The sequence below is a fragment of the Streptomyces sp. SCPE 10 genome (genome assembly GCF_051980735.1).
GTDB classification, from domain to species: Bacteria; Actinomycetota; Actinomycetes; order Streptomycetales; family Streptomycetaceae; genus Streptomyces; species Streptomyces misionensis.
The window spans coordinates 2,828,684-2,853,363 of record NZ_CP197069.1; the positions used below are offsets into that span (position 1 = coordinate 2,828,684).

The 24,680-nt window shown below is 73.7% G+C and carries 21 protein-coding genes; 13 read left to right on the forward strand and 8 right to left on the reverse strand.

What is annotated here, in order from left to right; genetic code table 11:
* The first annotated feature begins 1 nt into the window (after position 1).
* The 10 genes from ACSP97_RS13240 (at position 2) to ACSP97_RS13285 (ending at position 14,694) form a co-directional block, all read left to right on the forward strand.
* Positions 2-1,267 (forward strand): 6-phospho-beta-glucosidase, encoded by a 1,266-nt coding sequence (locus tag ACSP97_RS13240; RefSeq protein ID WP_358271185.1) that lies wholly within the window; start codon positions 2-4, stop codon positions 1,265-1,267.
* Positions 1,258-2,256: an N-acetylglucosamine kinase gene (locus tag ACSP97_RS13245; RefSeq protein WP_355144815.1), complete on the forward strand. Its 999-nt coding sequence runs from the start codon at positions 1,258-1,260 to the stop codon at positions 2,254-2,256. Before ACSP97_RS13240 ends, ACSP97_RS13245 begins: the two co-directional genes overlap by 10 nt.
* A gap of 264 nt (positions 2,257-2,520) precedes the next feature.
* On the forward strand, positions 2,521-3,609 hold the full coding sequence (locus tag ACSP97_RS13250) for an RICIN domain-containing protein (protein WP_358678403.1): 1,089 nt from the start codon (positions 2,521-2,523) through the stop codon (positions 3,607-3,609).
* A 192-nt stretch (positions 3,610-3,801) separates the two neighbouring features.
* Positions 3,802-5,220 (forward strand): hypothetical protein, encoded by a 1,419-nt coding sequence (locus tag ACSP97_RS13255; RefSeq protein WP_388310662.1) that lies wholly within the window; start codon positions 3,802-3,804, stop codon positions 5,218-5,220.
* Between the two features lie 14 nt (positions 5,221-5,234).
* Positions 5,235-6,260, forward strand: coding sequence for a glutamate ABC transporter substrate-binding protein (locus ACSP97_RS13260; protein ID WP_358678655.1), 1,026 nt, complete (start codon positions 5,235-5,237; stop codon positions 6,258-6,260).
* 41 nt (positions 6,261-6,301) lie between these two features.
* On the forward strand, positions 6,302-7,576 hold the full coding sequence (locus tag ACSP97_RS13265) for a hypothetical protein (protein ID WP_364724307.1): 1,275 nt from the start codon (positions 6,302-6,304) through the stop codon (positions 7,574-7,576).
* On the forward strand, positions 7,573-10,077 hold the full coding sequence (locus ACSP97_RS13270; RefSeq protein ID WP_440557611.1) for a tetratricopeptide repeat protein: 2,505 nt from the start codon (positions 7,573-7,575) through the stop codon (positions 10,075-10,077). The genes ACSP97_RS13265 and ACSP97_RS13270 overlap by 4 nt, the downstream gene beginning before the upstream one ends.
* A 3-nt stretch (positions 10,078-10,080) precedes the next feature.
* Positions 10,081-11,454 (forward strand): PP2C family protein-serine/threonine phosphatase, encoded by a 1,374-nt coding sequence (locus tag ACSP97_RS13275; protein WP_355327453.1) that lies wholly within the window; start codon positions 10,081-10,083, stop codon positions 11,452-11,454.
* Between the two features lie 80 nt (positions 11,455-11,534).
* Positions 11,535-12,872 carry a vWA domain-containing protein gene (locus tag ACSP97_RS13280; protein WP_440557613.1) on the forward strand — a complete coding sequence of 446 codons (1,338 nt, stop codon included), beginning with the start codon at positions 11,535-11,537 and terminating at the stop codon, positions 12,870-12,872.
* A 58-nt stretch (positions 12,873-12,930) separates the two neighbouring features.
* Positions 12,931-14,694, forward strand: coding sequence for an FHA domain-containing protein (locus tag ACSP97_RS13285; RefSeq protein WP_440557620.1), 1,764 nt, complete (start codon positions 12,931-12,933; stop codon positions 14,692-14,694).
* Positions 14,695-14,709: 15 nt separating this feature from the next.
* Here ACSP97_RS13285 and ACSP97_RS13290 read toward each other — a convergent pair whose 3' ends face one another.
* Positions 14,710-15,684, reverse strand: a complete 975-nt coding sequence (locus ACSP97_RS13290; RefSeq protein ID WP_440557628.1) for a methyltransferase domain-containing protein — start codon at positions 15,682-15,684, stop codon at positions 14,710-14,712.
* A gap of 82 nt (positions 15,685-15,766) precedes the next feature.
* On the opposite strand from ACSP97_RS13290, the gene ACSP97_RS13295 reads away from it, so the two are divergent.
* The gene (locus ACSP97_RS13295; RefSeq protein ID WP_355144833.1) at positions 15,767-16,171 is read left to right on the forward strand and encodes a globin; all 405 of its coding nucleotides are present in this window, start codon (positions 15,767-15,769) and stop codon (positions 16,169-16,171) included.
* A 13-nt stretch (positions 16,172-16,184) separates the two neighbouring features.
* Here the strand turns inward: ACSP97_RS13295 and ACSP97_RS13300 are convergent, their stop codons facing one another.
* On the reverse strand, positions 16,185-17,201 hold the full coding sequence (locus ACSP97_RS13300) for an aldo/keto reductase (RefSeq protein ID WP_358271169.1): 1,017 nt from the start codon (positions 17,199-17,201) through the stop codon (positions 16,185-16,187).
* A gap of 140 nt (positions 17,202-17,341) precedes the next feature.
* On the opposite strand from ACSP97_RS13300, the gene ACSP97_RS13305 reads away from it, so the two are divergent.
* On the forward strand, positions 17,342-18,217 hold the full coding sequence (locus ACSP97_RS13305) for a helix-turn-helix transcriptional regulator (protein ID WP_440557631.1): 876 nt from the start codon (positions 17,342-17,344) through the stop codon (positions 18,215-18,217).
* 159 nt (positions 18,218-18,376) lie between these two features.
* On the opposite strand, the gene ACSP97_RS13310 is transcribed toward ACSP97_RS13305, so the two are convergent.
* From ACSP97_RS13310 to ACSP97_RS13325, 4 genes are all read right to left on the reverse strand, one after another.
* Entirely contained in the window at positions 18,377-19,738 is a 1,362-nt protein-coding gene (locus tag ACSP97_RS13310; protein ID WP_440557632.1) for a Na+/H+ antiporter, read from the reverse strand.
* A 17-nt stretch (positions 19,739-19,755) separates the two neighbouring features.
* On the reverse strand, positions 19,756-19,962 hold the full coding sequence (locus ACSP97_RS13315) for a hypothetical protein (RefSeq protein ID WP_440557633.1): 207 nt from the start codon (positions 19,960-19,962) through the stop codon (positions 19,756-19,758).
* 268 nt (positions 19,963-20,230) lie between these two features.
* Positions 20,231-21,124, reverse strand: coding sequence for a LysR family transcriptional regulator (locus ACSP97_RS13320; RefSeq protein WP_355144841.1), 894 nt, complete (start codon positions 21,122-21,124; stop codon positions 20,231-20,233).
* 47 nt (positions 21,125-21,171) lie between these two features.
* Complete coding sequence (locus ACSP97_RS13325; protein ID WP_355144843.1) at positions 21,172-22,029, reverse strand: NAD-dependent epimerase/dehydratase family protein; 858 nt, start codon at positions 22,027-22,029, stop codon at positions 21,172-21,174.
* A 273-nt stretch (positions 22,030-22,302) separates the two neighbouring features.
* On the opposite strand from ACSP97_RS13325, the gene ACSP97_RS13330 reads away from it, so the two are divergent.
* The gene (locus ACSP97_RS13330) at positions 22,303-23,214 is read left to right on the forward strand and encodes an alpha/beta hydrolase (protein WP_440557634.1); all 912 of its coding nucleotides are present in this window, start codon (positions 22,303-22,305) and stop codon (positions 23,212-23,214) included.
* Positions 23,215-23,566: 352 nt separating this feature from the next.
* Here ACSP97_RS13330 and ACSP97_RS13335 read toward each other — a convergent pair whose 3' ends face one another.
* Positions 23,567-24,256: a hypothetical protein gene (locus tag ACSP97_RS13335; protein WP_355144847.1), complete on the reverse strand. Its 690-nt coding sequence runs from the start codon at positions 24,254-24,256 to the stop codon at positions 23,567-23,569.
* Entirely contained in the window at positions 24,253-24,675 is a 423-nt protein-coding gene (locus ACSP97_RS13340) for an acyl-CoA thioesterase (protein ID WP_355144849.1), read from the reverse strand. The genes ACSP97_RS13335 and ACSP97_RS13340 overlap by 4 nt, the downstream gene beginning before the upstream one ends.
* Positions 24,676-24,680 lie beyond the last annotated feature (5 nt).

The following is a 24,680-nucleotide window of genomic DNA, read 5'->3' on the forward strand; positions in this document are numbered from 1 at the left end:
CATGAAACTCACCGTGGTCGGCGGCGGCTCGACCTACACCCCCGAACTCGTCGACGGCTTCGCCCGGCTCAGGGACACCCTGCCGGTCGAGGAACTGGTGCTGGTGGACCCGGCCGCCGAACGCCTGGAACCGGTGGGCGCACTGGCCCGCCGGATCTTCGCCAAACAGGGGCACGGGGGCCGGATCACGACCACGTCCGACCTGGAGGCGGGCATCGACGGCGCCGACGCCGTCCTGCTCCAGCTGCGCGTCGGCGGGCAGGCGGCCCGGCAGCAGGACGAGACCTGGCCGCTGGAATGCGGCTGCGTCGGCCAGGAGACCACCGGCGCGGGCGGCCTCGCCAAGGCGCTGCGCACCGTACCGGTGGTGCTGGACATCGCCGAGCGGGTACGCCGGGCCAACCCGCGCGCCTGGATCATCGACTTCACCAACCCGGTCGGCATCGTCACCCGCGCCCTGCTGCACGCCGGGCACCGGGCGGTCGGCCTGTGCAACGTGGCGATCGGCCTCCAGCGGAAGTTCGCCGCCCACCTCGGGGTGGAGCCGGCCGACGTCCATCTCGGCCACGTCGGGCTGAACCACCTCACCTGGGAGACCAGCGTGCGGCTCGGCGGCCCCGAGGGCGCGAACGTGCTGCCGAAGCTGCTGGCCGAGCACGGCGACGCCATCGCCGACGACCTGCGCCTGCCCCGCGCCCTCCTGGACCGCCTGGGCGTGGTCCCCTCGTACTACCTGCGCTACTACTACGCCCACGACGAGGTCGTCCGCGACCTGCGCGGCAAGCCCTCCCGTGCCGAGGAAGTGGCCCGCATGGAGCGGGAGTTGCTCCAGATGTACGGCGACCCGGCCCTGGACGAGAAGCCGGCGCTGCTCGCCCGGCGGGGCGGCGCCTACTACTCGGAGGCCGCCGTCGACCTGGCCGCGGCCCTGCTCGGCGGCAAGGGCAGCGCGTACCAGGTGGTGAACACGCTCAACAAGGGCACGCTGCCCTTCCTGGCCGACGACGCGGTGATCGAGGTGCAGGCGGCGGTCGGCCCCACCGGGCCCGTGCCGCTGCCGGTCCCCGAGACCGACCCGCTCTACGCGGGCCTGATCGCGAACGTGACGGCGTACGAGGAGCTGGCCCTGGAGGCGGCGCTGCGCGGCGGCCGGGACCGGGTCTTCCGCGCCCTGCTCGCCCATCCGCTGATCGGCCAGTACGGGTACGCCGACACGCTCACCGACAGACTGATCGCACACAACAGGGAGCACCTCGCGTGGGCCTGACCTCGACCGACACCGCGAGCGTGCTCGCCATCGACGCGGGCAACAGCAAGACCGACGTGGCCGTGGTGGACACCGCGGGCCGGGTGCTGGCCACGGCCCGCGGCGGCGGCTTCCGGCCGCCCGCGGTGGGCGTGCCGGCGGCCTTCGACGCGCTCGCCGAACCGGTGCGCCGGGTGCTCGCCGAGGCGGGGCTCGACCGGGTCGCGCATGTCTCCGCCTGTCTCGCCAACGCCGATCTGCCCGTGGAGGAGGAGCGGTTGGCGACCGCGCTGGCCGAGCGCGGCTGGGGTGGCTCGGTGGAGGTCCGCAACGACACCTTCGCGATCCTGCGGGCGGGCGTCGCCGAGCCCCTGGGCGTGGCGGTGGTCTGCGGGGCGGGCATCAACTGCGTGGGGATGCGGCCCGACGGCCGTACCGCGCGGTTCCCGGCCATCGGCCGGATCTCCGGTGACTGGGGCGGCGGCTGGGGCCTCGCCGAGGAGGCGCTGTGGCACGCGGCGCGCGCGGCGGACGGGCGGGGCGAGGCCACGGCGCTCGCCCGCACGCTGCCCGCCCACTTCGGCCTGTCCTCCATGGACGCGCTGATCGAGGCGCTGCACCTGGAGCACATCGCGTACGAGCGCCGGGGCGAGCTGGCGCCGGTGCTGTTCGCCACGGCGGCCGACGGGGATCCGGTGGCCGGCGCGCTCGTGGACCGGCTCGCCGAGGAGGTGACGGTCATGGCCACGGTCGCGCTGACCCGCCTGGACCTGCTGGACGAGCCGGTCCCGGTGCTGCTCGGCGGCAGCGTGCTCACCGCCGGACACCGGCGGCTGGACGACGGCATCCGGGCCCTGCTGGCGGCCCGCGCGCCCAAGGCGCGGCTCCGGGTCGTCACCGCGCGCCCGGTGCTCGGCGCGGCCCTGCTGGGCCTGGACCGGCTTTCCGCCAATCCTGAGGCGCTGGCGCGGGCGCGGACGCACTGGGAGGTGTCCGGAAAGGGCCGTTGACGGGAAAGAGCGGGTTTATCCGGGTGATTGCCGGGATTGCGCCCTGTCCCGGAGGGCGCGGGCTAGGGTCCTTCGTTCGGATCGGGCCGGATCAGGGAGCGGGGTCCGGTGCCGTGCGTCGCAAGGCGGAGGAGGGCGCCATGGCGGAGCCATGGCAACCGACGACAACGCCGCGAGGCGCGGTGCCAGGGCCCGCGAGCCCGGCACGATCCGAACGGGGGGCCCTGGGTTCCCCGCGTCTTGCAACCGGCGAAAGGACAGCCCGTGGAACACCAGCCCATATCCCGATGGCGCCGGGCCCGGCGCGCGGCCGCCGTCGGGCTCGGCGCGCTCGCGGTGCTCGCGGGGGTCACCGCCGGGACGGCGGCCCCCGCGAGCGCCGCCACCGCCGCCCCCGACCCGGCCCAGCTGACGGGCCTGACGCTGACCTCGGTGAGCAACGGCCGCGGCCTGGACGTGCAGAACGGCAACACCGGCGACGGCGTCTTCCTCGTCACCAACAGCGCCCCCGGCTACCACCAGAAGTGGAGCGCCAACCTCGGCACGGACGGCTCCTTCACCCTCGTCAACGACGACACCGGCAAGTGCGCCACCGCCGGGCTGCCGCTCACCCAGCAGCCCTGCGACGGCCGCGGCGGCGAGCGCTGGTACTTCCAGCCCGTGGCCGGCGGCTCCGGCGCCTTCATGGTCCGCAGTGTCCAGGACGACAAGTGCCTGGACGTCTGGTACAACGCGCAGTACAACGATGCCTGGACCGACACCTACGGCTGCAACGGCAGCCAGGCCCAGCAGTGGCGGCTGCCCGCGGGCGCCCAGCAGGCCGCCGTCGCGGCGGCCGTCGACCGCGCGGCGGCCCGCTGTGTGAAGGACACCTCCAGCTGCTCCTGGCGCACCCGCGTCCAGGCCCCGGCCGCGCCGCTGCCGCAGCAGTGCGTCTCGCCCGTCTGGTACAACGGCACCACGGCGGCGGTGCCGTGGACGTTCTCCATGAAGCGCACCACCGGCTGGGGGTCCGAGCTGGGCTTCACCCTCGGTTCCGACCTCGGCACCGGCGGCGCGTCCCCGGTCACCGCGAAGATCAGCACGCAGATCAGCGGCAAGGTCACCCAGAGCCTGACCGACGAACTGGGCAACAGCCTCACCATCAGCGTGCCGCCGGCGCAGTACGGCTGGGTCGCGCTGTCGGAGCTGGCGACGAAGGTCACCGGCACCTGGACCTTCGACGTGAACGGCTACCCCTGGACCGCCGACGACACCCTGACCGTCCCGCTGCTCAGCGACGACCAGGGCGGTGCCAGCATCTACCTGGCCCGCACCAGCGACACCTTCTCCGGCTGCGGCGGCGCTTCCTGACCGTCCCCCGCCGGACCCCCCTTCGGTAAGAGGTTCCTCGGGCCGCCGGTCCGAGGAACCGCACACCTGCTTGGCACGTATATATGAACAGCGCACACTGGGATCCCCGCGAGATCCAGTGAAGGCCGGTGCGGAACGTCCCTCCGTACGGCGATACTTGGCTGTCGTACGGATGCCCCTGGGGGAGGTCGAGTGACACACCCGCCGCAGAGCGCGGCAGCGCCCGTCGCGGGTCCCGCCGCCCCCGGCATCCCCGTCCAGCCCGGCCCCCCGCTCCCGCCGCCCGCCCCGCCCGCGCGGCGTTCCGCGTTCGCCGAGGGCACCGACCGGCTGCGGGCCGCCGCGACCACCGAGCCGGGCCGGCTGCGGATCATCGGTGCCGTCCTCGCCCTGCTGGTCGTGGCGTTCGGCGCGGTCACCGCCTGGCAGTGCGACCAGCGCGCGTCCGCCGCCGACGACGTACTGCACCGCAGCCAGCCCCTCAGCTCCGGCGCCGCCGACATCTACCGCTCGCTGGCCGACGCCAACACGGCCGCCTCCAGCGGCTTCCTGGCGGGCGGCGCGGAACCGGCCGCCACCCGCGACCGGTACGAGAAGGACATCAGCACCGCCGCCGCCGGCCTGGTGACCGCAGCCGCCAACGCCGAGCCCGGCTCCGCCTCCGAGGCCACCATCGCCCGGCTGAACCGGCTGCTGCCCGAGTACAAGGGCCTGATCGAGCGGGCCCGCACCTACAACCGGCAGGGCTATCCGGTCGGCGGCGCCTATCTGCGCTACGCCAACGAGAAGATGCAACAGGACATGCTGCCGGCCGCGGAGGACCTGTACACCCGGGAGAACGCCCGCCTGGACGCCGACTACGCGGACGCGACGCCGTACCCGTGGGCGGCCATCGCGCTCGGCGTGGCCGCGCTCGCCGCGCTCGGCTGGGCCCAGCGCCGCGACTTCCTGCGCACCCACCGCGTCCTCAACCGCGGCCTGGTGGCCGCCGGTTCCGCCACGCTGGCCGCGCTGCTGTGGCTGACCGTCGGGCACACCTTCGCCCGGGCCGGTCTCGACGGCTCCTACGACCACGGCATCCGCTCCCTGACCGTCCTGCACGACGCCCGCATCGCCTCCCTGAAGGCGCGGGGCAACGAGAACCTGAGCCTGGTGGCGCGCGGCGCCGAGACCGTCACGGTCGACGGCGAGCAGTACGACGCCTACTACCACGACTTCGACAAGGACATGGCGGCGCTCGGCACGGGACTGAGCCGGGCGGCGCGGCTCGCCGACGACTCCGGGGGCACCGCTCCCGTCGAGGCGGCCCAGGACAGCGCGCGGCTGTGGAGCCGGCGGCACACCGCGGCCCGCACCGACGACGAGAACGGCGACTACCAGCAGGCGCTGGACGAGGTGATCGGCGCCAAGGGCACCACCGGGGAGTGCTTCGACGGTGTCGACGGCGACCTGGCCCGCGCGATCGGCCACGCACAGGGCGAGTTCCGGCGGGCCGCCACCGCCGGGCGGGACGCCATGACCGGGCTGCCCGCCGGCGCGGCCGTGCTCACCCTGCTGGGCGCGGCGGGCGCGCTCGGCGGGATCGGCCGCAGGCTTTCGGAGTACCGGTGAGAAGGGGCGAGACGATGGGCGCGAGCCGGCTGCGCGGCTGGGGCGGCGTCGGCACGATGGCGGTCCTGTGCGCGCTGGCGCTGGCATTCGTCCTGCTGCTGCCGCGCGCCCTGGCCGCGCACCACCGCCACGCGCCGGACCGGGCCGGGCGGCAGCTCGCCGAGGGCAGCCAGGTCCGCGCCGGCGCCTGCGAGGACGCCGAGGCGCAGAACCAGACGCTCGCCCCGTCCGGCGCGGACGGCCCCGCCGTCGACGCCATCAAGGCCCGCCAGGGCGCCAAGCGCAAACTGATCGTCGGCGTCGACCAGAACAGCTACCGCTGGGGCTACCGCAACCCGAACACCGAGGGCGCCCGGCTGGAGGGCTTCGACATCGACCTGGTGCACCGCATCGCCCGGGACATCCTCGGCGACCCGGACGCGGTGCAGTTCAAGGCGATACCGACCAACCAGCGCATCCCGGCGATCCAGGACGGCCGGGTGGACATGGTGGTGCGCACCATGACCATCACCTGCGACCGGCTCGGCCAGGTCGCGTTCTCGGCACCGTACTTCAAGACCGGGCAGCAGGTCCTCGCCCCCAAGTCGTCGCCCGTCACCGGCTACAACGGCACGCTCGCGGGCAAGAAGGTGTGCACGGCGGCCGGTTCGACGGCGTACGCGAAGCTGGCCGCCGACAAGAAGTCCGGGACGCTGCCCGCCTCCACGGACATCTCCACCACGGTGCCCAACCAGCTGGACTGCCTGGTGCGGCTCCAGCTCGGCGAGGTGGACGCGGTGGTCACCGACGGCGCCCTCGCCGCGAGCCAGGCCGCCCAGGACCCGACCGTGGAACTCAAGGGCGCGCCGTTCACGACCGAGTACTACGGAGTGGCGATGAAGAAGGACGCCACCGATCTGGTACGCCGGGTCAACCGGGTACTGGTCGCCTACCGCGCGAGCGGCTGGCAGGCGTCGTACGACACATGGCTGTCGGCGACACTGGGAAGGGACTCCTCGGCCTCCAGGCCGCCCGCGCCGCAGTACCTGCGCACCAGTTGAACCGCAGCCGACCGGAACACACAGCAAGCGAGAGGTGATCGATGGGCGTCACGGACCCCGCCGGGCCGGTGATGGACCGGGACGAGGTGGACCGTGCGCTGGCCCGGCTCGGCCAGGAGCACGAGGCCATCGAGACCTCCCTGCTCGCCCTCCAGGACCACGCGGGCCGCAGACTCCTGGAGGGCGCCGAACTGACCGGCGTCACCAAGGAGCGCTGGCAGGCCGCCGAGGCGCGGATCACCCTGCTGTGGACGTACTTCGACGCCTACACCGACGCGCTGCGCGGCGCCCGTGAGATCCGTTCCCGGCGCCGCTGGTCCAGCCGCGAGGACCTGGCCGAGCTGACCGAACTGCTGCGCGGCACCTGCGTCGCGGTCGCGGGGCCGGGCGACGGCAGGCTCAGCGAGAACTTCTCGCTGGCCGAGCTGGTGGACCGGATGAACGAGCTGTACGCCACCAGCCTGGACCTGGTCGTCGCCGCCGACGCGGTCTGGTCGGCGCTGCCCGCGCGGATCGACCTGCTCGCCGCCGAACTCCAGCGCACCCGGCAGCTCGCGCACTCCGTCGGGGTGCGCCCCGGCGAGCACCCGGCCGGGGACGACCTGGAGCGGATCACCCGCACCCTGACCCGGCTGCGCGCCGACGTGGTCTCCGACCCGCTGGCCTTCTGGGTGCCCGCCGAGGGCAGTTCGGCGCCCGGCGGCGGCCGTCCCGACACCACGGTCTACGACCGCGAGGCCCGTGCCCTGGAGGACGTGCGGCGGGAGATCGACGCGGTGCTGACCGTGCGCCAGGACGCGGAGGCCCGGCTGATCCGGCTGCGGGACGTGCTCTCGCGCGCCGACCGCACCCTCGCCGAGGCCCGCACCGCGCGCGGCGAGGTGCTGGCGAAGATCGCCGCGACCGAGGTGCCGGTGGTCAGCGGTCCGCCGACCGTGCTCCAGGAGCAGCTGGCGACCGCGGCCGAGTACCGCAGGCAGGGCCAGTGGCACCGGCTGTCCCCGCTGCTGGAGTCCCTGGAACGCAAGGCGGAGGAGGAACTGCTGCGCGCCCGGGAGCAGTTGACCGCGGTGACCGCGCCGCTCGCGGTCCGCGCCGAGCTGCGCGGCCGGCTCGACGCCTACAAGGCCAAGGTGGCCCGGCACGGCCTCGCCGAGGACCCCTTCCTGGTGGAGCGGTACGACGCCGCCCGGCGGATGCTGTGGAGCGCGCCCTGCGATCTGCGGGTGGCCGGGCAGGCGGTGCTGCGCTACCAGCGGGCGGCGGCCGAACTGCTGGACGGGGCGCCGGAGGACCGCGGGGAGGACCGGCCGTGAGCGGGGCCGGTCGGGCCTGCCAGCGGCCGGGCTGCGCGGGGGTGTACGAGGACGTCGGCGGCGGCGAGCTGTACTGCGGCCTGTGCGGCCTGGCGCCCGTGGTGTCCGGCGGGGGGCCGGACTCGGGGGCGGGGCCGGTCGGCTCGCCGCCCACCGGAGTGACCCGGGGCGCGGCCGGCGGCCACGGCTCCGGCAGCGCGCCCAGCGCGCGCACCTCCTCGCAGTCCGCCCGGTCGCGCCGTTCGGTCTCCGGGCGGCTGTCGCGCTCCCCGTCGGGCCGCTCCACCAGCCGCTCGGTGTCGGTGCGCAGCTCCGGCTCCGCCGCCGGCTCCTCCTCGGGGCGGGGCCGGCTGGGCGCGGGCCTGGTGGACGTGCCGCAGGTGCCGCGGCCCGACCCGCACACCATGGTCCTGGAGAACCCCGAGGTCCCCGAACGCAAACGGTTCTGCTCGCGCTCGGACTGCGGGGCGCCGGTCGGCCGGGCGCGGGGCGAACGGCCGGGCCGCACCGAGGGGTTCTGCACCAAGTGCGGGCACCCGTACTCCTTCGTGCCCAAGCTGAAGGCCGGGGACGTCGTGCACGGCCAGTACGAGGTCGCCGGCTGTCTCGCGCACGGCGGTCTGGGCTGGATCTACCTCGCGGTGGACCGGGCCGTCTCCGACCGGTGGGTGGTGCTCAAGGGCCTGCTGGACACCGGGGACCAGGACGCGATGGCCGCCGCCATCTCCGAGCGGCGCTTCCTCGCGGAGATCGAGCACGCCAACATCGTGCGGATCTACAACTTCGTGGAGCACCTGGACCAGCGCACCGGCTCCCTCGACGGCTACATCGTCATGGAGTACCTGGGCGGCAAGTCCCTCAAGGAGATCGCCAACGCCCGCCGCACACCGGAGGGCAGGCGCGATCCGCTGCCGGTGGAGCAGGCGTGCGCGTACGGCATCGAGGCGCTGGAGGCCCTCGGCCACCTGCACAGCCGCAACCTGCTGTACTGCGACTTCAAGGTCGACAACGCCATCCAGACCGAGGACCAGCTCAAGCTGATCGACATGGGCGCGGTGCGCCGCGTGGACGACGACGAGTCCGCGATCTACGGCACGGTCGGCTACCAGGCGCCCGAGGTCGCCGAGGCCGGTCCCTCGGTCGCCAGCGACCTGTACACCGTGGGCCGCACCCTGGCCGTGCTCACCTTCGACTTCCAGGGCTACACCACCGTCTACGCCGACTCGCTGCCCGACCCCGACACCATCGAGGTCTTCCGCCGCTACGAGTCCTTCTACCGGCTGCTGGTGCGCGCCACCGACCCGGACCCGGCCCGCCGCTTCGGCTCCGCCCAGGAGATGGCCGAGCAGCTGACGGGGGTGCTGCGCGAGGTCGTGGCCCTCCGGTCGGGACACGCCCGGCCCGCCCTGTCGACCCTGTTCGGCCCCGAAGTACGGGTCACCGACACGGAGTTGTTCCCCCGGCTCGCCGGGGACGTGTCGCGGCTGGGGGCGCGGGCGACCGGCGGGCGGGGCAGGCGGCGCCCGCCGGCGGCGCCCGTGCCGCCCGTCTCCTCCCTGGTGCGGCCGGTCGACGTCCCCGCCGCCGCGCTCGCGCTGCCGGTGCCGCTGGTCGATCCCGGCGACCCCAACGCGGGCTTCCTCGCGGGTCTGGTGACCTCGGCGCCCGGTGAGCTGATCGGGGCGCTGGCGGCGGCGCCCGCGCAGACCGTGGAGACACGGCTGCGGCAGGTGCGGGCCCGGCTGGAGGCCGGCGACCACCGCGGCGCGCAGGCCGTCCTGGCCGCGCTGGACCAGGAGCGGCCCGAGGACTGGCGGGTGGTCTGGTACCGGGGGGTGGCCGCCCTGGTCACCGGCGACTTCGAGGGCGCCGCCCTCGCCTTCGACGCGGTCTACGACGCCTTCCCCGGCGAGGCCGCGCCCAAGCTGGCGCTCGCCCTGTGCGCCGAGGTGCTGGGCCAGTCGGACAACGCGGCCGAGTACTACCACCTGGTGTGGGCCACCGACCTCAGCTATGTGAGCGCCGCGTTCGGGCTCGCCCGGGTACGGCTGGCGACCGGGGACCGGCAGGGCGCGGTGCGCACCCTGGAGTCGGTGCCGGAGTCCTCCATCCACTACACGGCCGCCCGGGTCGCCGCGGTGCGGGCGCGACTGAGACAGCGCGCGGCGGGCGCGGGTGACGTACCGTTCCTGGACGACCTGACCGCCGCCGCCGGACAGGTCGAGGCCCTCCAGGCGTACGGTCTGGACCCGGCGCGGCGCGAGTCGCTGTCGGCGGAAGTGCTCGGCAGTGCCCTGGACTGGATACTCTCCGGGGGCACGGACACCGCCCGGCCGGCCGCCGGCGGGCGGGTGCTGCTGGGCAGCGGACTGGACGAGCGGGGGCTGCGCTTCGGCCTGGAGCGCGCCTACCGCACGCTGGCCCGGCTGGCGCCCGGCGGCGAGGAGAGGATCGAACTGGTGGAACGGGCCAACCGTTACCGCCCCCGGACGTGGGTGTAGTTGATGTCGCAGAAGCCCCAGCAGGCCGCACCGGCCACGTGCCCGAGCTGCGCGGAGCCCGTCGAGCCGGGTGACCTCTTCTGTGGTGCGTGCGGACACGACCTTTCGGTGGTGCCCGCCCCGCCGCAGGACCATCCGACGCCGGCCGTGACCGGCTTCCCGGAGCCCGCGCCCCCCGCCACCGGGGAGGGTGTCCGGTGGCCCGCCCCCGAGCCGCCCGGCGCCGGCGCCACCCCGCCCGCGACGCATCTGCCGACCGATCTGCCCGGCACCGACTCGGGCGGCCACCCGCTGCACCCCATGGAACCGGCCGCGCCACCCGCGCCCGCCGGACCGGCCACCTCAGGCGTCCGCCTGGACCGGCCGGCGGAACCGGAGGAGTACCCCTTGCAGGCACCGGACCCCCAGGCACCGAACGCGCGACCGGCCCAGGCCGGTCCGCCGCAGGAGCACCCGCAGCCCGCCTCGACCTGTGTCGCCTGCCGGGCCGGCCGCGTGGACAGCGACGGCTACTGCGAGCACTGCGGGCACGCCCAGCCCCGCGAACGCGACCACGTGGAGCGGGAGTCGGGCCCGGTGGCCGCCGTCAGCGACCGCGGGCTGCGCCACCACCGCAACGAGGACGCCTTCACCGTCGGCCACACCGCGCTGCCCGACGGCACCCCGGCGGCCCTCGCCGTCGTCTGCGACGGCGTCTCCTCGGCCACCCGCCCCGACGAGGCGTCGGCCGCCGCCGCCCGGGCGGCCGGTGACACCCTGCTCGCCGCGCTGCCGCGCGGCACCCACCCGCAGGCGGCCATGCACGAGGCGATCGTCGCCGCCGCGCAGGCCGTCAACGCGCTCGCCGGGGAACCGGACACGGCCCGCGAGCACGACCCGCACCAGAACGCCCCGGCCTGCACCATCGTCTCCGCCGTGGTCGCCGCCGGGCTGCTGGTGGTCGGCTGGGTCGGCGACAGCCGCGCCTACTGGGTGCCGGACGACCGCGGCGCCCCGCCCGCCCGGCTGACCGAGGACGACTCCTGGGCCGCGCAGATGGTCGCCGCCGGGCTGATGAGCGAGGCCGAGGCGTACGCCGACGAGCGGGCCCACGCCATCACCGGCTGGCTCGGCGCGGACGCCTACGAACTGGACCCGCACACCGCCTCGTTCAAACCGGACCGGCCCGGTGTCGTGGTGGTGTGCACCGACGGGCTGTGGAACTACGCCGAGACGGCCGGGGAGATGGCCGAGACGCTCCCGGCGGACGCCGCCGTCCGCCCGCTGCACAGCGCCCGCGTCCTGGTCGGCCACGCCCTGGACGGCGGGGGCCACGACAACGTAACAGTGGCGGTCCTGCCGTTCCCGGCACCACCGCGGGGGGCAGGATCGGCCTGAGGCCACGGGCCGGAGGGGACCGGCCCGTACACAGCCATCGCCCGGCGTGAGCGGGGCGGTCGAGGGGGATTCGAGTCCGTATGGCCAACTTCGCGAAACCTGACGTGCCGCGGTTCTCGGTGGACGTGTACCAGAACGAGTACCTGCCCGAGGGCGGCCGCGAGGTCAACGCCATCGTCACGGTGACGGCGACCGGAGGGGGCACGATCGGCAAGGGCCCGGGCGCCGCCGCTGCCGGGCGGCGGCCGTCCGCCGCGGTGGCGGTGATGGTCGACTGCTCGGGCTCCATGGACTATCCGCCCACCAAGATGCGCCACGCCAGGGACGCCACGGCCGCCGCCGTCGACACCCTGCGCGACGGCACGCGCTTCGCGGTGATCGGCGGCACCCATGTGGCCACCGAGGTCTACCCGGGCGGTGGCCGGCTCGCCGTCGCCGGTCCGGCCGCCCGGGAGGAGGCCAAGCGGGCGCTGCGCCGGCTGAGCGCGGGCGGCGGTACGGCCATCGGCACCTGGCTGCGGCTCGCCGACCGGCTGCTGGCCTCGGCGGACGTCACCCTGCGGCACGGCGTCCTGCTCACCGACGGCCGCAACGAGCACGAGTCGCCGGACGATCTGCGGGCCGCCCTGGACGCCTGCGCAGGACGGTTCACCTGTGACGCGCGGGGCGTGGGCACCGACTGGGAAGTGAAAGAAGTCACAGCCATCGCCTCGGCGCTCCTCGGCACCGCCGACATCGTCGCCGATCCGGCGGGCCTGGCCGCGGACTTCACGCGGATGATGGAGACGGCGATGGGCAAGGAGGTCGCCGACGTCGCCCTGCGGGTGTGGACGCCGGTCGGCACGGCCATCCGCTTCGTCAAACAAGTCGCGCCCGCCGTCGAGGACTTGACCGGCAGACGCACCGAGGCCGGGCCGCGCGCCGGGGACTACCCCACCGGTTCCTGGGGCGACGAGTCCCGCGACTACCACCTGTGTGTGGAGGTCCCGCCGGCCGGCCTCGGCCGCGAGATGCTGGCCGCCCGCGTCTCGCTGGTGGTGCCCGGCCAGGACGGGACGGCACAGAACCTCGGCGCGCAGGGTCTCGTACGGGCCGTGTGGACCGACGACATGACGGCCTCCACCGCGATCAGCCCCCAAGTCGCCCACTACACCGGGCAGGCCGAACTGGCACAAGTCATCAAGCAGGGGCTCGATCTTCGCAAAGTGGGAGATTTCGATGGAGCAACGGCCAAACTCGGACGGGCCGTTCAGCTGGCGAGCGCCTCCGGGAACGCGGATACTGCGAAACTGCTTGCGAAGGTGGTGGACGTGGTCGACGCCGCGACAGGTACTGTGCGGTTGAAGACAAGGGTCGCGGAGGCGGACGAGATGACTCTGGAGACCCGGTCCACAAAAACTGTTCGTGTAAAGAAGTGACCCTGGAAGCGACGCCAGTCGAGCCAGCCCAGCCCTGAGACGAAGGGGAAGCCCCGACATGCCGACCTGCCCGAACGGACACCAGTCGGGTTCCGACGACTGGTGCGAGGTCTGCGGTCACCGCATGGCCGGTGCCGTACCTCCGCCCCCGCCCCCGCCGCCCGGCGGCTACGGCTTCCCGCCCCCGCAGGGCGGTTCGGCCGGTGCCCGGCCGCCCGCCGCGTCCGGTGGCGAGCCGGAGCTGTGCCCGCAGTGCCGTACCCCCCGCGAGGGCGGCGCGCCGTTCTGCGAGGAGTGCCGGTGGAACTTCCTGACCAACACGGCCACCTCGTACACCCCGGCGGCGCCGCGCCCCACCACCCCCTCGACGCCCCGCTTCCAGCCGCCGGGTTCGACGTACGGCAGCGGTGACGGGTTCGACTACCAGGGCTCGCGGCCCTCGCAGGTGAACCGGCCGGCCGAGCCGATCCCGCCGTTCACCAGCGAGCCGTCGGGGCCGACCCCGTTCGACCGCGGCACCCCGCCGGCCAACCCCGGCCCGCCCACCCCGCCCGCCTTCGGCAACGAGGGCCGCCCGTCCCCGTTCGGGGGCGGCCAGGGCGGCCCGTCCAGGCCCATCCCCTTCGGCGGCGACCGCGGCGGCCCGGCCGGTGGTCCCTCGGTCCCCGGTCAGGGTCCCGGCAACCAGGGCGGCGGCTACGGCTACCCCCAGCCCGGCGGCACCCAGAACCCGCCTACCTTCGACCGCCCGGGCCAGAACCAGGGCCAGAACCAGGGCCAGGGCGGTGGTTACGGTTACCCGCAGCCCGGCGACACCCAGGCCCCGCCCGCCTTCAACCGTCCGGGCGCGGGCGGCCCGGCCGGTGGCCCCTCCGTACCCGGCCAGGGACCCGGCAACCAGGGCCAGGGCGGCGGCTACGGCTACCCCCAGCCCGGCGGCACCCAGAACCCGCCGAGTTTCGGCGGCGACCGCGGCCCGGGTCAGGGTCCCGGCGGCTTCGGCAACGGTCCCGGCCGGGGACCGGGCGGTCCGGCCGTCCCCACCCCCTTCGGCACCGACCCCGCCCGTCCCGTCCCGCCGCCGCCCGGCCCGACCCCGCCCGCCGGTCCCGGCGGCCAGGGGGGTCCCGGCGGTCCCGGTGGTGCCCCGCAGGCGTTCTCGCCGTCCGGACCGCCCGCGCCGCCCGCCTTCCCGCAGGAGACCGGCCGGCCCCCGGCCGGCGGGCCCGGCTCCGGCCCCTCGTTCGGCGGCGGCGAGGACGACTGGGTGATCTCCCCGCCCTCCTCCACCGGCCCCTCCGCGCCGGGCCAGGGCGGCGGCTACGGCTACCCGCAGCCGGGCAGCGCCCAGACGCCCGCCGGCCCCGGCTTCCAGAAGGCCCCCGCCCCTCCCGCGTTCCCCGACGCGCCGGGCCAGGGCACCTGGACGGCGACCATCGGCCCGGACCGCGAGTACTTCATGGCGATGATGCAGCGCTCGGGCCCCGAGGCCACGGGCCTGAACCTGCCCGCGTACTCCCCCGAGCAGCAGCGCACCCTCACCGGTGACCAGGTGACGATCGGCCGCCGCCGGCACTCCACCGGCGACACCCCGGACATCGACCTCGCGGTGCCGCCGGAGGATCCGGGCGTCTCGCACCAGCACGCGATGCTGGTGCAGCAGCCGGACGGCAGCTGGGCGGTGGTCGACCAGAACTCGACCAACGGCACCACGGTCAACATGTCGGAGGAGCCGATCCAGCCGTTCGTGCCGGTCCCGCTGCGGGACGGCGACCGGGTGCACGTCGGCGCCTGGACGACGATCACCGTCCGCCGGGGCTGAGCCCACGGCGGGCGGTCACGGGAGGGGCCAGGCGTACGGCCCCTCCGGGTCGTCCAGCCAGGCCCGGCCCTGCTCGCCGGCGACCGTGACGCCGTACCGCTCGCGCCCCGGTTCGCCCGCGCGCTCCCACAGCGCCCAGGCGTCCTGCGGGGCGAGGGCGCCGCGGGTCAGCGCCAGCAGGAAGTGGAACGCGTCCTGTTCCCGGGCCCGGCCCGGCAGCCCCGCGAGCGAGACGCCCTCCGGCTCGGGCCGGCCCTGCCCGCGCAACGGCACGAAGTAGGCGGCCGTGGGCAGGAAGCGTCCCTCCGCGTGCCGCGCGTCCCGCGCGGTCAGCGCGAGCAGCCCGGTGGCCAGCGGGACCACGATCCGCGCGCCGGGGCGGCACTGGGCGAGCCAGGCGCGCGGCACCGTGGGCAGCGCGCAGGTGGCGATGATCCGGTCGAAGGGGGCGCGTTCGGGCACCCCGCGCGCCCCGTCCCCGGTGACGACCGCCGGGTGGTAGCCGGCGGCGGCCAGGTGCCGGCGCGCCGACTCGGTGATCTCCGGCTCCAGGTCGACGGTGGTGACGAGGTTGTCGTCGCCGAGCCGGTGGGCGAGCAGGGCCGCGTTGTACCCGGTGCCCGCGCCCACCTCGAGCACCCGGTCCCCGTCCGCCACCCCCAGTGCCACCAGCATCCGGGCCATCAGGGAGGGCTGGCTGCTGGAGGACAGCAGCTCGCCGTCGCGCAGCCGGGTGGCCAGCGGTACGTCCGCGTAGGCGCCGCGCACCCAGCGCTCCCGGTCCTCCGGGTCGGGACTCTCGCCCCAGCGGCGTTCGTAGCCGCGCGGCCCGGCCACGTAGTAGTACGGCACGAACAGATGCCGGGGCACCGCGGCGAACGCCTCCCGCCACCGCGGGTCCGGCGCGAAGGCCCCGTCGGCCTCGATCTCCCGCACCAGCGCGGCCCGCGCGGCGACGGCGAGCCCCTCGATCTCGTCGGCACCTGCCATACGACCACCCTAGGTCCGGTGCTCCCCGGCCGGTGCTCCCGAGCCCCGGGTCCTCGTCCGCCGCGTCTGAGACCATGGACGGGTGAATGAGATTCGGCGCGGCACGCTTCAGGAGCAGACCTTCTACGAGCAGGTCGGCGGGGAGGACACCTTCCGCCGGCTCGTCCACCGTTTCTACCAGGGGGTCGCCGAGGACCCGGAGCTGCGGGCGATGTACCCGGAGGAGGACCTGGGCCCCGCCGAGGAGCGGCTCGCCCTGTTCCTCATGCAGTACTGGGGCGGCCCGACCACCTACGGCGAGCGCCGGGGCCACCCCCGGCTGCGGATGCGGCACGCCCCGTTCGCGGTGGACCGGGCGGCGCACGACGCCTGGCTGCGGCACATGCGGGTGGCGGTGGACGAACTGGGCCTCTCCGAGGAGCACGAGCGGACCCTGTGGAACTACCTGACGTACGCGGCCGCCTCGATGGTCAACACCCCGGGCTGACCGGCCCGCACTCTCAGCGACGCCGCAGGCGTTTGTCCGTGATGGCAGGGGTGGGGCTGATGTAGAAGTCCCCCTGGTGGAGGTCGGCACCGGGCGGCACGATGTCGTCGATGCGGTCGAGGATGTCGTCACCGAGCACGACGTCGGCGCCGGCGAGGAGATCGGCGAGGTGTTCGGGACGGCGGGGTCCGATCAGCACGGCGGTGACGGCCGGGTGCGCGCGGACAAAGGCGGTGGCCAGGTGGGGCAGAGGCAGGCCGGCCTCGGCGGCCAGTGCGGTGAGCTTCCGGACGGCCTCCGCCTTGGCGCGTACGCCGGACCGGGACAGGTCGAACATCTGCGCGCCGAGCCCGGCGTTGCGGTGGCCTGCCGTGGGATCGGCGCGGCCGGAGAGCCAGCCGGAATTGAGCGGGCCGAACGTGAGCACACCCATCCCGTAGCGCTGGGCGGTGGGCAGCACCCGGTTCTCGACGCCCCGGGTGAGGATCGAGTACGGCGGCTGCTCGGTGCGGAACCTGCGGTGTCCGCGCCGCTCGGCCACCCACTGTGCTTCCACGATCTCTTCGGGGGAGAAGAAGGAGCCGCCGATGGCGCGGACCTTCCCCGCCCGGATCAGGTCGGACAGGGCGGCGAGGGTCTCGTCGATGTCGGTGTCCGGGTCGGGTCTGTGCATCTGGTACAGATCGATGTGATCGGTGTCCAGGCGGCGGAGGCTGTCCTCCACGGCGCGATGGATCCAGCGTGCCGAGCCACCGCGCCGGTCCGGGTGGTCGCCCATCGGCAGCCCGAACTTGGTGGCCAGCACGACATCGTCCCGACGGCCCTTGATCGCCTTCCCGACGATCACCTCCGATTCACCGCCGGAGTACACGTCGGCGGTGTCGATGAGGTTGACACCGGCGTCGAGTGCGGTGTGGATCATTCGGACCGACTCGTCGTGATCGGTGTTGCCCATGGCGCCGAACATCATCGCGCCGAGCGCGTACTCGCTGACGGACAGCCCGGTGCCGCCGAGAATTCGCCGTTTCATGATGTGCCCCTCTTGTGCCTGACGATGCGCCGATCAGCCAAACACCCCCTGCACCGCGCCGCCAGGCCCACCCGCACCGGGGGTCCGGCAGACCCCCTCTCGCGCCCCCGCCGGCCGGGGCGGCGGACTAACGTGGGGACATGGTCCAGGAGCCGAACACGGAGCTGCGCGACTTCCTGCGGTCCCGCCGCGCCAAGATCACACCCGATGCGGCCGGGCTCCCTTCACCTCCCGGCCCGCGGCGGGTGCCGGGTCTGCGCCGCGAGGAGGTCGCCCAGCTCGCGGGCGTCAGCGTCGACTACTACGTACGCCTCGAACGAGGCCGGCATGTGAACGTCTCGGCCACCGTGCTGGAGTCGATCGCACGCGCGCTGCGCCTGAACGACCTGGAGCGCGCCCATCTGTTCCGCGTCGCCAAGCCGACCCGTACCCGCACAGGCGCTCTGCCACCGCAACGCGTCCGCCCGGGACTGCGTCTGCTCCTCGACAGCATCACCGATGTCCCGGCCCTGGTGCTGGGCCGACGCATGGACATCCTTGCCGGCAACCACCTCGCCCGCGCCCTCTACACGGATTTCGAGGCGTTGCCGCCCCGCGGCCGCAACATGGCACGCCTGGCATTCCTCGACGAGGGCTTCCGCTCACTCTACGTCGACTGGGAAAACGCTGCCCGGGGCATCGTCGCCTCCCTGCGCCTGTACGCCGGACGTCATCCGCACGACCCCGCCCTCGCCGAGCTGGTCGCGGAACTCTCGTCGCACGACGAGGACTTCCGACGCTGGTGGGCCAGGCACGACGTCTTTCAGCGCACCCACGGAACCAAGCACCTGCGCCACCCCGTCGTCGGCGACCTCGTTCTCGGCTATGAGGCGTTCACTCCCGTCGACGACCCTGAACAGACCCTGGGGATATCCACCGCCGAGCCGGACTCGCCCACTGCCGAACGCCTCGCCCTCCTGGCCGGCTGGGCACGATCGGAACGGAGTGTGTCACCCAGCGGAGCGACGCAGCGCTGACGAGCAGCCGACGGTGTGCCGGAGCGGATGCCCCCGGCACCTGGGACCGTCCGACGTGTCCGGCGCACCTGACGCGGTCCGCTGCGTACCGCAAGGCCGCGCGATGAAGTGCCGTGCCTGCTTCGGCGGCGGCGACCAGGGGCCGCCGTCCCGGTCCGTTCAGTCGGGCGGCCGATGGGGGGCGAGTCCGACTTCCTCGTTGTCCAGCCGGGTCACCAACTCGCGCAGCACGGTGTCGTCGATCCGGCGTTCGTCCCGGAGCCGTACGAGCGTCGCGCGCCTGCTCGCGACGAGGGCCAGTCGCAGGGCCCGGTACTCCCGCTCCTTGCGCAGGGCAGGATGTGCCTCGTCGCCGTCGACGCGTGCGCGGAGGAAGGTGAGGTGGTTCTCGTACTCCGCGCGCAGCCGCTCGGCCACGTCGTCGCCGACGCCGAGCGCGGCGGCGAGCCGGGGAAGGGCTTCGAGGGCCTCCTGCGTGGCGATGGTCTCCGCGAGGTGACGCTCCTGTTCGGGCGTGGTGTCGCGGGGCAGCCGGGCCCAGCGCACCGCGGCCGGCAGCACGAGTCCCTGCAGCAGAGTCAGCACGATCACTCCGCCGGTCACGAACACGATCACGTCCCGGTCCGGGAAAGGCGCCCCAGAGGCGTTGTGGAGGGGCACGGCGAGCACCGCCGCGAGGGAGACGGCGCCGCGGAAGCCGCACAGGCCGCTGACCAGTCGGGACCGGTTGCTGAAGCGCAGCATCCGCTGTTTCGGACGGCGGTCGAGCAAGCGGATGAGATAGGCGCTGGCGTACAGGTGGCACAGACGCACGCCGATCACGACGGCGGTCACGGCGAGGGCGGTGAACACCGTCCACGACAGGTCGCCGGCAGACAACCTCTTGCCTGAGGAGTGGAGTTCGAGTCCGACCAGTACGAACAGGGAACCGTTGAGCAGGTGGGTGGCCACGGTCCAGAACGCGTTCGCCTGCAGGCGCATGTCCGCGCGCACCACGCGCGGCACCACCTGGCTCATGATCAGTCCGCAGACGACCACGGCGACGACCCCGGAGGCGCCGATCTCCTCGGCGATCAGGTAGGTGGTGAAAGGGACCAGCAGCATCAGGGACTGGCCTTGCAGCGGGTCCTCCCGGATCCGCCGCCGCGCCCAGACGGCCATCCAGGCGATGGCCGCACCGACCAGCGCGCCGCCGGCGTAAGCCCGTACGAACAGCCAACCCACGTGTGAAGCGACGAGGTGTTCCCGGCCGGTCGCGATGCCGACGGCCACGCCGTACACGACCAGCGCGGTGCCGTCGTTGACCAGGCTTTCGGCGCGCAGCACGGTGACCTGGCTCCGCGGAAGCAACCGCCCGACGATGCCGAGGGCCGTCGCGTCGGTCGGGGCCACGGCGGCGCCCAGCACCCAGGCGGGTCCCCATGGCAGGCCCAGCGCGTGGGCGGTGGCAGCGACCGACGCGGCCGTGACGATGACCAGGACGGTGCTCAGCAGAACGATGCCCCGCAGGTGGATCCGCACCTGATTCAGCGAGGTGTTCAGGCTCTCCCAGTAGAGCAGCAGGGAAGAAACAGCAGCAGTACGACGTCCGGGCGCAGATGCACCTCGCGCAGCGCGGGGATGAAACCGAGCAGCACACCGGCGACGAGCAACACGACGGGCGGTGTGATGCGCACGTGCTTCGAGAGCACGTCGCCGAGCAGCGTCGCCAGGCCCAGCAGTACGACGAGTTCAAGACCGAGCATGGTGCTCCGGGGTCGGCGGCAGATGGGAACCGGCCCGGACGCAGCCCCGGCGGCGGGCAGCGGGCCCCCGCTGTGGAGTATGCCGGGCAGGGCGTGTTCCGCGGGTGCGGGAGGGGGCGTGTCGGCTGGCACGGAGGACAGGCCGGCGCACTGTCCCGTCGCGTCCGCGCGACCTATGATCTCCGGCTGCCGCTCCGCTGCGCGTTTCGCCGTCCGCACCCGGTCCGGGCAGGCCCCTGTCTCCCCCTTCCGGGGGGACACACTCATGTCACACGGTCGGCGCCAGGGAAGGGGACACGTCGGCGAAGTCCTGGATAAGCCGGGAGCGGCGCGTGGCGACCCAGGCGAGGCACACCTGGCTGGGGCCGATGCCGTCGACGGGTACGGCGACGACATCGGGACGCGTGTAGAAGGCGGCGGTGGAGAGCGGGAGGACGCAGATGCCCGCCCCGGCGGCGACCAGTTCGAGCTTCTCTTCCACGCTGTGCAGGGCAGGGACGTCGTCGCGTTCACCGGTGCGCAGTTCACGTGCCACGTCACGCCACTCGGGCACCGCGTCCGGATCCTGCAAGAGGTGGTCGTCCGCCAGGTCGAGGACCGTGACGGTGGACCTTCCGGCGAGCGGATGGTCGATGGGGAGGACGGCCAGGCGAGCCTCGGTGAACAGCGGTTGTACGTGCAGACCGCTCTGGTCGACGGGCAGACGGATGATGCTGACGTCCGCCCGTCCGTCCCGCAGCACCTCGACCTGGTCGCTCCAACCGGTCCGCAGCAGCCGGACGCTCAACGCGGAATGCCGCGCCTTGAGCATGCGCACGGCCGGAGTGACGGTGATACCCGGCATGAAGCCTATGGTGAACACGGGCTTCTCCACGGCGGCGGCGGTGACCCTGCGCACCATCGCCGCCGACGCGGCCAGCAGCGACACGGCATCGTCGAGAAGCTGAGCACCGGCGGGGGTGAGAACGGTGCCCCGCCGGTCGCGGCGGAACAGCTGAACACCCAGGTCCTCTTCCAGCGCGCGCACCTGCCGGGACAGGGCCGGCTGGGCGACGAACAACCGTTCGGCCGCGCGGCCGAAGTGAAGCTCCTCGGCGACCGCTACGAAGTAGCGCAGCTTTCGCAGATCGATGTCCACGTCGATCCCGCGTTCCGGCGCCATGTGTCCCTGCACTCTCACGCGCCCACCACCAGGAAACAACGGACATTCTAGCCGTGTGCGAGGTCGGACAACGGGTCGGTGTGGGTCGGGACCCACCCGAGGTCGGCACGGGCGCGCGCCGGCGTGAGCTGCTGGTCCAGCGCGAAGGCGTCCGCGAGGGGGCCCATCTGCTGACGCGCCTGGTCGATGGTGAGGGAGGTGGTCCTGCCGTCGAATCCCGCGCCGTGGCTGAGGGCCTCGGCGACCTCCTTGGCCGTTGGGTTCACGCCGCCGACGCCGACGTAGACGGACCCGGCCGGTGCGCGCAGGGCGGCGGCGTACAGCCTGGCGAGGTCGTCGACGTGGACGAGAGCCCAGTGCTGTGTGCCGTCGCCGATGTACGGCATGGCGCCCGCTTCCTTGCCGGGCCGGGTGACGAAGGCATCGATGAGGCGGTTGTCGCCGCCGTACAGCAGTCCGGCCCTGATGATGACGGGACGGCTGCCGTGAGCGGCTCGTGCAAGGACGGCGTCCTCGACGGGACGGCGCCAGGCGACCACGGCGGGCGGGTTCCAGGGGGCGTCCTCGTCGACGACTCCGTCCGTGTTCCCGTAGACCCAGGTGCCACCGGTGTGCACATACGTGCCTGCACCGATGCCGTCCTGCATCGCGCCCGCCGCGGCGAGGTCCTCCTCGCCCGTCTCGGCCTGCGCGAGGTGAACGACCGCCTCGGCGTTCGCGGCGGCTTCGTTGAGCACGTCCACATCCGACAGGCTGCCGCGCACCGGTTCCGCGCCGAGGGCCTGGACCGTTCGTGCGGCCTGCTCGCTGCGGGCCAGAGCCCGAACGGTGTGACCGCTTTCCCGCAGCTCGCCGATGACCGCCTTGCCGATATAACCGGAGCCGCCGGTGACGAAGACCTTCATGACATTCATCCTTTCGTCCACAACCTGTGCGTTGTGGGTCAGCTTGCGCCCGGCCGGGCACCGGGGTCCAAGACCTGTTCCCGTCGCTGTCATGCCGTTTCGGCATCAGCCGTGCGGCTGCGGTCACCACCGGGCTGCTCGGACACGGAGACCTCCCTGTCGCCCGTGACCATGCCTTTCGGGCATCACAGGTCCCGGATTCGGTATTGGACGTCTCCGGGTCGCGCGATCACCGTGGACTGTGTCGGCGAGTCTCAAAGCTGAAAGGTCGATATGGTGCGGCACAACATCGAGTTCGACGCCGAGGGTGCGCTCCTGCGGGGCTGGTTCTACGAGCCGCAGCCCGCTGCGTCACCTGCCCCGTGCGTCGTGATGGCTCACGGCTGGTCGTCCACCAAGCGCATGCACCTCGATCGGTTCGCCGAGGTGTTCGCGGCGGCCGGCCTCGCCGTGCTCGTCCACGACAACCGCGGCTGGGGCGAGTCCGAGGCCGCCCCCGGCAAGCCCCGGCACGAGATCGACCCATGGGAGCAGATCCGGGACTACCAGCACGCCATCACCTACGCGCAGAACCACCCGGACGTCGACCCGGACCGGATCGGGGTATGGGGCACCAGTTTCTCCGCCGGACACGCCTTCGTCGTCGCGGCGATCGACCGGCGGGTGAAAGCCGTCAGCGGACAGGCGCCGTTCGTCAGCGGCCGCGCCACGTACGCCAACCTCGCCCGGGTGCACAACAGGGTGGTCGGACCCGAACTTTTCGCCGCCGACCGGCGTGCGCGCGCGAAGGGGGAGCCACCGGCCACCGTGCCCGTCGTGGGAACCGACCCGGGACAGCTGGTGGGCCTGCCCACGCCCGACTCCCACGCTTTTTTCACCCACGCACGCGAAGAACTCGATCCGACCTGGCCGAACGAAGTGACCCTGCGCAGCATCGACAACTTCTACGGCTACGAGCCCGCACGGTACCTCCCCGACATCACACCGACACCCCTGCTGATGATCGTCGGCCGGGAGGACGGCCTGACCGGAGGAAACCTGGCGGCATCGGCGTACGGAACGGCAGCCGAACCAAAGAAGATCGTCTTCCTCCCCGGTGGACACTTCGCCGCATACACCGGTGACGGCTTCACCCGCAGCTCGCAAGCCTCCCGCGACTGGTTCCTCGAGCACCTCACGAGGTGACGTACCCGACCCTGCCCGGGTGCCGTACCTGACTCTCGCCTGGCTGGGGAACCGTCCTGCGGTCCGGGGCAGCTCAGCCATCTGGCCGGCTGGATCGCCATACCCCGTCGCTGACCGGCCGGCCGACCGCCACCTCGGCGAACGCCGCCGACCGGGAGCCGCCGCCGATCCGTCATCTGCCCGCCGACTACGTGCGCGCCCTGGACATGTGCGACCGGGTCGCCCTGGAACCGGAGCCCGACCACATCGCCGTACGGCCGGACGACAGCGGGCAGCCGTGGAAGGGACCGCGGGACGACGGCCGTGAAAGAACCTTCGGGCGAGACTGCTCGCCGGCCCCGGTGCCGGTGCCTCAGCCGGTGGCGTTGACGCTGACCGCGAGCGAGCCGAGCGCCCCCGCCCGCCGCACCGCGACCGACCCGTACGGGGTGCGCAGCCGCAGCCACGCCCCCGAGGACAGCAGCCCGGTGTCGGCCGCCTCCGTGCCCGGTCGCAGGAAGCCCAGCGACTGGGCCGCGTGCACGGCCCGCACGGGCAGCCGGGTGTGCCCTATCTCCCGGGACCAGATGTCCCGGCCGATCCGGTCCAGCTCCGTCCGGGTACGCCGCTCGGGCGCCAACTCCTCGGTGCGCGACCGGAACTCGCCGACCGCCGCGGCCACGGTCGCCCGCAGCGCGTCCGGCGCCGGCAGCCCGGGCTCGGCCCGCCAGCCACCGCGCGGCGGCAGCACTCCGGCCCACGGCGGCCCGGTGACCGCGCCCGGCACGACGGCGGTGGCCGCCCGCTCGTCCACCGACTCCAGCAGCTCACCGGCGGAGACGGTCACGTCGAGGGTGGCGTCGAGCCCGTCCTCGTACGGCTTGGCCAGCCGCACCGCGCGCACCGCGAGCACCTCGAAGGACGGCGGCCGGCCGAAGACGGCGAGCGCGGTGCCCGCCGCCTGGAGGCGCACCGCGGCACCGCGGTCGTAGTGCAGCAGCCGGGAGAGGAAGGCGGCGAGGTCCGCCGCCTCCGTCTCGTCCACGAGGTGCAGCTCCGTCATGCGGCGACGGCCTCGCCCTCTTCGGTCTCGGCCGGCTCCGTGTACTGCTGGAGGAACTCGCGCTCCGCGGGGGTGATCCGGCGCGGCCGCTGGGCCTCGAAGTCGAACGGCACGACGACGGTCGAGGCCCGCACGTACACCACGTCCTCGTCCTTCACCTCGTAGGCGATGGTGAAGGACGCGGCGCGGATCTCGGCGACCCACAGCTCGATGTCCACCGGGTGGTGCCGGTGGACGAGCTGGCGCTTGTAGTCGATCTCATGGCGCGCCACCACGGAGCCCTGCTGGAACTCCTTGTCCGGGCGGAACAGGAAGTTGATCCGGGCCTCTTCCAGGTAGCGGACGAAGACCGCGTTGTTGACATGGCCGTAGGCGTCCATGTCGGACCAGCGCATCGGGCACGCGTAGACGTGGCGCAAGACCG

Excerpts from the sequence above, each read along its gene's own strand:
- ACSP97_RS13290 (WP_440557628.1), bottom strand. The coding sequence starts at position 15,684 with ATGGCAGGTGCCGACGAGATCGAGGGGCTCGCCGTCGCCGCGCGGGCC.
- ACSP97_RS13285 (WP_440557620.1), top strand. The coding sequence starts at position 12,931 with ATGCCGACCTGCCCGAACGGACACCAGTCGGGTTCCGACGACTGGTGC.
- ACSP97_RS13275 (WP_355327453.1), top strand. The coding sequence starts at position 10,081 with ATGTCGCAGAAGCCCCAGCAGGCCGCACCGGCCACGTGCCCGAGCTGC.
- ACSP97_RS13330 (WP_440557634.1), top strand. The coding sequence starts at position 22,303 with ATGGTGCGGCACAACATCGAGTTCGACGCCGAGGGTGCGCTCCTGCGG.
- ACSP97_RS13265 (WP_364724307.1), top strand. The coding sequence starts at position 6,302 with ATGGGCGTCACGGACCCCGCCGGGCCGGTGATGGACCGGGACGAGGTG.
- ACSP97_RS13260 (WP_358678655.1), top strand. The coding sequence starts at position 5,235 with ATGGGCGCGAGCCGGCTGCGCGGCTGGGGCGGCGTCGGCACGATGGCG.
- ACSP97_RS13320 (WP_355144841.1), bottom strand. The coding sequence starts at position 21,124 with ATGGCGCCGGAACGCGGGATCGACGTGGACATCGATCTGCGAAAGCTG.
- ACSP97_RS13300 (WP_358271169.1), bottom strand. The coding sequence starts at position 17,201 with ATGAAACGGCGAATTCTCGGCGGCACCGGGCTGTCCGTCAGCGAGTAC.
- ACSP97_RS13305 (WP_440557631.1), top strand. The coding sequence starts at position 17,342 with ATGGTCCAGGAGCCGAACACGGAGCTGCGCGACTTCCTGCGGTCCCGC.
- ACSP97_RS13280 (WP_440557613.1), top strand. The coding sequence starts at position 11,535 with ATGGCCAACTTCGCGAAACCTGACGTGCCGCGGTTCTCGGTGGACGTG.
- ACSP97_RS13335 (WP_355144847.1), bottom strand. The coding sequence starts at position 24,256 with ATGACGGAGCTGCACCTCGTGGACGAGACGGAGGCGGCGGACCTCGCC.
- ACSP97_RS13240 (WP_358271185.1), top strand. The coding sequence starts at position 2 with ATGAAACTCACCGTGGTCGGCGGCGGCTCGACCTACACCCCCGAACTC.
- ACSP97_RS13325 (WP_355144843.1), bottom strand. The coding sequence starts at position 22,029 with ATGAAGGTCTTCGTCACCGGCGGCTCCGGTTATATCGGCAAGGCGGTC.
- ACSP97_RS13315 (WP_440557633.1), bottom strand. The coding sequence starts at position 19,962 with ATGCTCGGTCTTGAACTCGTCGTACTGCTGGGCCTGGCGACGCTGCTC.